Source organism: Senegalia massiliensis, from assembly GCF_009911265.1.
Taxonomy (GTDB): domain Bacteria; phylum Bacillota; class Clostridia; order Tissierellales; family SIT17; genus Anaeromonas; species Anaeromonas massiliensis_A.
Genome location: NZ_QXXA01000017.1, coordinates 52,074 through 58,468 on the forward strand (window position 1 = coordinate 52,074; position 6,395 = coordinate 58,468).

At 27.8% G+C, this 6,395-nt stretch carries 7 protein-coding genes; 6 read left to right on the top strand and 1 reads right to left on the bottom strand.

Features of this window, described 5'->3' with window-relative positions; all coding sequences use genetic code 11:
- From D3Z33_RS14320 to D3Z33_RS14340, 5 genes are read left to right on the top strand one after another with little or no spacing between them, the layout of a single operon-like run.
- On the top strand, positions 1-393 hold the full coding sequence (locus tag D3Z33_RS14320; RefSeq protein WP_160198460.1) for a NifB/NifX family molybdenum-iron cluster-binding protein: 393 nt from the start codon (positions 1-3) through the stop codon (positions 391-393).
- The gene (locus tag D3Z33_RS14325; protein ID WP_160198461.1) at positions 393-1,244 is read left to right on the top strand and encodes an AAA family ATPase; all 852 of its coding nucleotides are present in this window, start codon (positions 393-395) and stop codon (positions 1,242-1,244) included. The genes D3Z33_RS14320 and D3Z33_RS14325 overlap by 1 nt, the downstream gene beginning before the upstream one ends.
- Entirely contained in the window at positions 1,222-2,085 is an 864-nt protein-coding gene (locus D3Z33_RS14330; RefSeq protein ID WP_160198462.1) for an ATP-binding protein, read from the top strand. Before D3Z33_RS14325 ends, D3Z33_RS14330 begins: the two co-directional genes overlap by 23 nt.
- Before the next feature lie 16 nt (positions 2,086-2,101).
- The gene (locus D3Z33_RS14335; RefSeq protein WP_130806261.1) at positions 2,102-2,458 is read left to right on the top strand and encodes a NifB/NifX family molybdenum-iron cluster-binding protein; all 357 of its coding nucleotides are present in this window, start codon (positions 2,102-2,104) and stop codon (positions 2,456-2,458) included.
- 54 nt (positions 2,459-2,512) lie between these two features.
- Positions 2,513-3,784, top strand: a complete 1,272-nt coding sequence (locus D3Z33_RS14340) for a M14 family metallopeptidase (protein WP_160198463.1) — start codon at positions 2,513-2,515, stop codon at positions 3,782-3,784.
- Between the two features lie 44 nt (positions 3,785-3,828).
- Here the strand turns inward: D3Z33_RS14340 and D3Z33_RS14345 are convergent, their stop codons facing one another.
- A complete protein-coding gene (locus D3Z33_RS14345) occupies positions 3,829-4,716 on the bottom strand; it encodes a LysR family transcriptional regulator (RefSeq protein ID WP_160198464.1) in 888 nt (295 codons plus the stop codon).
- Between the two features lie 226 nt (positions 4,717-4,942).
- On the opposite strand from D3Z33_RS14345, the gene D3Z33_RS14350 reads away from it, so the two are divergent.
- On the top strand, positions 4,943-6,268 hold the full coding sequence (locus D3Z33_RS14350) for a YeeE/YedE family protein (protein ID WP_347561288.1): 1,326 nt from the start codon (positions 4,943-4,945) through the stop codon (positions 6,266-6,268).
- Positions 6,269-6,395 lie beyond the last annotated feature (127 nt).

The window sequence follows — 6,395 nt, forward strand, 5'->3', positions numbered from 1 at the left end:
ATGAAAATAGCAATGCCAGTAAGCGAAAAATCTATAGATAGTTATATTAATAATACTTTTGGACGTGCAAATTATTTTTTGATATATGATACTGAAAGTGAATCTAGTGTTTTTATAGATAATACAGCAGCAGCAAGTCAAGGTGGAGCTGGTATAAGCGCAGCTCAAATATTAGTAGATCAAAATATTGATTCTTTAATAACTCCAAGATGTGGTAAAAATTCAGCTGAAGTATTTGAAAATTCTAATATAAAACTATATAGATCCATTGCAGGGGCTATAAAAGAAAATATAGAGTTATTAAAAGAAGGTAAATTAAATGAATTAACAGAAATACATGCTGGTTTTCATGGGGTTGGAAGAAATAATAATAGAGGTAGAGGAAGAAGATAATGAATATAGCAGTATTAAGTGGTAAAGGTGGTACTGGCAAAACATTCATATCTGTAAATTTATCTGAAGTAGCTGGCAATTCAACATATATTGATTGTGATGTAGAAGAACCCAATGGCCATTTGTTTTTTAAACCTACTAATATAACTAGAAATAGTATATATGTAAATATTCCAGAAGTAGATAATAATATTTGTACTGGATGTAAAAAATGTGTGGGGTTTTGCAAATTTAATGCATTAGCATATACTAATAAAGTTTTAGTATTTGAAGATGTATGCCATTCTTGTGGAGGCTGTTCTATTATTTGTCCAGCTAATGCCATAACTGAAAAGAAAAAAGAAATAGGGATAGTAGAAAAAGGCATTTCAAATAACGTAAGTGTAATATCTGGAATTATGAATATTGGTGAAGTATCTGGTGTGCCTATTATTAAAGAATCTTTAAAATATATTGATAATAATAATTATAATATCATAGATTGTCCACCAGGAAGTTCATGTATAGTTATGGATAGTATAAAAGATGCTGATTATTGTATATTAGTAGCAGAGCCAACTATTTTTGGATCTCATAATTTGAATATGGTATATGATTTAGTAAAATTATTTAATAAGCCTCATGGTGTAGTATTAAATAAATATACAGATAAAAATAATCCCATAGAAGAATTTTGTAATGAAAAAAATATAAATATATTAGAAAAAATATATTTTGATAAATCAATTGGAAATTTAAATTCTAATGGGGAGATTGTTTCAAGAGTAAATGATAAATATAAAGAGTTATTTTCGTCATTATTAGAAAAAGTAACTAAGGAGGTGTGGCATGCAGAAATTACTAATCCTTAGTGGTAAAGGGGGAACAGGAAAGACTACTATTGCAAGTAGTTTTGTAAAACTTTCAGAAGATAAAGTTTTTGCAGATTGTGATGTGGATGCCCCAAACTTACACCTTGTAATAGATGATTTAAGCAAATCTATTACTAAAGATTATTATGGAATGGATAAATCATATATCCATAGTGATATATGTATAAGTTGTGGAAAATGTTTCGATAATTGTAGATTTGATGCAATAGTAAAAAAAGAAGATAGTTATAAAATAGATACTTATAGTTGTGAGGGATGTGGAGTTTGTGAATTAGTTTGTCCAGTGAATGCAGCTAAATTACAACCTGATATAGCAGGAAGACTAGATCTTTATACTGAAGATAAAGTATTTTCAACAGCAGAACTTAAAATGGGAAGTGGGACTTCAGGGAAATTGGTAACCAAAGTAAAAGAGAGGTTAAATATGCCAATTACAAGAGGAAAATTAGCAATAATAGATGGTTCACCAGGAATAGGTTGTCCAGTTATTGCTTCAATAACTGGTGTAGATATGGTTTTAGTTGTAGCTGAACCTTCTATATCTGGAATAACTGATATGAAAAGAATTGTTGAAACATCATATAAATTTGGAATCAAAACTGCTATATGTATAAATAAATATGATGTTAATATTGATAAAAGTCAAGAAATTGAATATTTTTGCAAAAATAATGAAATACCTATGATAGGTAAATTACCATTTGATAGAAATGCCATTAAAGCTATAAATATTGGAAAGACTATTGTAGATATTGATTGTGAAATAGGGGAAAAAGTAAAAGATGTATTTAATCAAGCTATAAAAATATTAAACACATAAAATAGGAGGAGTTTAAATGAAAATTGCAGTAGCTAGTGAAAAAGATTTAGTAACAGAGCATTTTGGTCATTGTGAGAATTTTAATATTTATGAGGTGGAAGGAAATAATATTATTAAAAATGAATCTATAACAAATCCAGGACATAAGCCAGGATTTTTACCTAATTTTTTAAATGATTTAGGAGTTAATGTTATAATTTCAGGAGGAATGGGAGCTGGAGCTATAAATATATTTAACAATAAAAATATAGAAGTAATAACTGGAGCTCACGGTAATGCAAGAAAATTAGTAGAAAGTTATATAACTGGAGAATTAGTATCAACTGACTCAATATGTCATCAGCATATTCATCACGAAGAATGTAATGAGTAACAAAAAATATCCATAGTAATACTATATATCATAACTATTAATAGAGGTGAGACTATGGAAATTTTAAAATTAGGTTCCAGAGGTAATAAAGTTAAGATAGTTCAAAGTGTTTTATCTAAAATAGGATATAATCCTGGAGCTATTGATGGTATATATGGTATTAATACACAAAGGGCAGTTATGAGATTTCAAAATGATAATGGATTAATAAGTGATGGTATAGTAGGTCCAAATACATGGAGTTTATTGGAACGATTTATTTTAGGATATGATAATTATACTATTAAGCAAGGAGATACTTTCTATAGCATAGCTAATAAATATTATACCAATGTCAATTCTATAATAGTAGCAAATCCTGATTTGGATCCAAATAATTTAATTGTGGGGACAAAAATAGTTGTGCCATATGGTATTGATGTAGTGTTAACTGATGTAGGATATACTTATGAGTTATTAGAAAAAAATATAGAAGGGTTAAAAGCAAGATATCCTTTTTTAGAAGTTGGAACAATAGGAAAATCAGTACTTGGAAAAAATTTATATTATATAAGATTAGGCAATGGACCTAATGAAGTATTTTATAATGCTAGTCATCATTCATTGGAATGGATAAATTCTCCAGTTATGATGAGTTTTACAGAAAATTTTTTAGAAGCTTTTGTAAACAATAATTTTATTAGAGGATATAACATAAATGATATCTGGGAATCAAGCAGTATTTATATAGTTCCTATGGTAAATCCTGATGGAGTAGATGTTGTAATAAATGGTATAACACCTGAAAATCCATATTATGAAGAAATATTAGAATGGAATGATACAGGTGAACCACTATCTAAAGTTTGGAATGCAAATATAAGGGGGGTAGACTTAAATAGAAATTATCCAGCTAATTGGGAAGAAGCTAAAGATCAGGAAGCTGAACTTGGAGTAACAGGACCAGGACCTACACGATATGGAGGTTCTTCTCCCTTATCAGAACCGGAAACGAAAGCTATGGTTGATTTTACTAGAGAACATAATTTTAAAATGACACTTGCTTATCATACTCAAGGAAGGGTAATATATTGGCAATATCTTGATTTCAATCCTCCTAATGCTAGGGCTATTGGTGAAGTATTTTCAAATATAACAGGATATAGATTATCAGATGTACCTTATGCTGCAGCATTTGCTGGTTATAAGGATTGGTTTATAAAGGAATATAACCTTCCAGGATATACATTTGAAACAGGACTTGGAGAAAATCCACTACCTATATCTCAATTTAATAGGATATATAGTGAAAATGAAGAGGTATTATTACTTTCACCTATAATATAAAAATAAAGCGTATTAACTTTTATAGTTATAAAAGTTAATACGCTTTATAATTTTAATAGAAATTCATTTAATCTTTTTTCATAATAATTTAATTCATATTTTCTTCTTTTAATAACTGAATATTTATAGCTAAGAAAATCTTTTCTATTAGCATTATTTATGTGAATTTCTTTTAATAAATTATTTTTTAATTCAATATACATGCTTGATTTGGGGAAAAATGTAAATCCGCATCCATTGATTATAGAAGACTTTGTTATGCTTACGCAATTAGTACTGAATAATATATTAAAATTATTTATATCTAAGTCATTTGCTCGGGCAAAGTTATCTAATAGTTTATACATTTTAGATTGCTTTTCTCTAATTATTATAGGAATTTCACTTAATTGTTTAATATCTATTGAATCATGAGGGTAATCTTTATTTGTAAAGAGTAATAATTCATCATTAAAAAATTCTAGCTGTTCTAGATTATCTAAAGGTAATTGACTTAAAATAATACCAATATTATAATCGTGATTCGACACTTTATTTATTACATCTAAAGAATTATAAGTATCAATTTTAATTTGTGCTTTACTATGAATATCTTTGAAATTATGGATTTTAGATGCAAAATAGCTAGAGCCAAAACTTTTACAAACAGCTATAGATAATAAATCTTTTAATTTGTCTAATTCTTCTATACTATTATGCATGTTTTCTTCAAGAGCAAAAATTGATTTTGAATAATCAAAAACTATCTCTCCAGTAGCAGTAAGTAAAACACCTTTATTTGAGCGTTTCAATAATGAAGAGCCTAATTCATCTTCTAACCTATTTAATTGATTACTAAGGGCTGGTTGAGAAATATGAAGTTTTTTACTAGCTTTTGAAATACTATTAGATTTTGCAATCCAATAAAAAGATTTTAGATATTCTAAATTCATACTTCCATCTCCTTAGCTTAAAATTTAACTGCTATAAATATTATCAATATTGTATAAATTTTATCTAATTTACTATTATCATCTATCAGTATATACTATAACTGTAATCACGTAAAGCTATATATATATAAGTTAAAAATCAAACAATAAGGAGGGAGTATTTACTAATTTACAAAAATAATAACGCAACAATATGTTAATTTTAAATCAATCGGAGGTGTATATTGTGATAAACACAGAAGTTTCTAGCAATAAGATAGGTGGAAAAAGAAAAAATTTAGACAGTAGTAATGCTATAGAAAATATCATTGGATTCATTATTTTACTATTAACAGTATTAATTGGAAATGTTTTTTTAAAGACGGATATGTTATTTTTTAGATTATTAATAGGATTAGCTTTAGGATATACTCTGACTAGAGCATATAGCGGGTTTGCAGGAAGCATAAATAGAGCCTATGCAACAGGTTCAACTAAATTAATGAGAACTTTAATGTTTATGTTCTTTATTTCAGCATTTGCAACATCTGCATTTTTATATAATTCTGATCCTACTTCCTATAATTTATGGGTAAACCCAATAAATTTAGGATTGATTTTAGGAGGATTATTATTCGGATTTGGTATGACATTTTCTGCATGTTGTGCATCAGGAGTACTTACTGATTTAATAACTGGATTACCAAGAGCATTAATAACATTAGTATTTTTTAGTTTAGGAATATTTGTAGGATTTCCAATACAAAAAACAGCATCATTTGTTACAAATTCATGGGTAGTTTCAAGTACAGGTAAAGAATTATCTGGAGGAGTATTTTTACCAGATTTATTTAAATGGGATGGACTTCAAGGTTATTTAGGATCACTTTTGCTTATAGGACTATTTTGCTTAATAGTTGTTTCAATATCATATAAGTATGAAAGATATAGAAAAAGAAATAATAGTTATACTCAACATCCTACTGAAAAACTTCAAGATGAATATTTAATGGAAGATAGTTCAAATTATAGTTTATTTAGTAAAGAATCATATAACAAACTTTTTATAAAACCTTGGACTTTAAAGCAAGGTGCAGTAGTAATAACATTATTATTTGTAATATTAATGGGAGTAACTAAAGCTGGTTGGGGAGCATCAACTCCTTATGGAATATGGTTTGGTAAGTTTTTAATGAATTTTGGAATATCTGCTGATTCAATTTCAGAGTTTACTAAGATGCCAGCAGATGTATTTAACTTACCGTTTTTTGAACATCCAATAACGGTCCAAAACGTTGGAATCATAATAGGAACAGCAATTTATTTATTTACTGCTGGTATATTTAAAAAAATGTTTACTTCAGAATTAAATATAACTGGGAAGCAATTTTTATTATTTGCATTAGGTGGAATTACTATGGGATTAGGTACTCGTTTAGCTAATGGATGTAATGTAGGAGCTTTATATACACCTATAGCTAATTTCTCTCTATCTGGATGGGTATTTTTAATCTTCATGGTAAGTGGTGGAATTATAGGAAATATGTTTGCTAAAAAAATGTATAGTAAATAATCATACAATAGATAATTATATTTTTTAAATTTTTATAAGAGGTGATAGTTGTGAGTAAAAGAATTTTAGTAGTAGGAGGAGTAGCTGGAGGAGCATCAGCTGCAGCAAGAGCAAGAAGAATAGATGA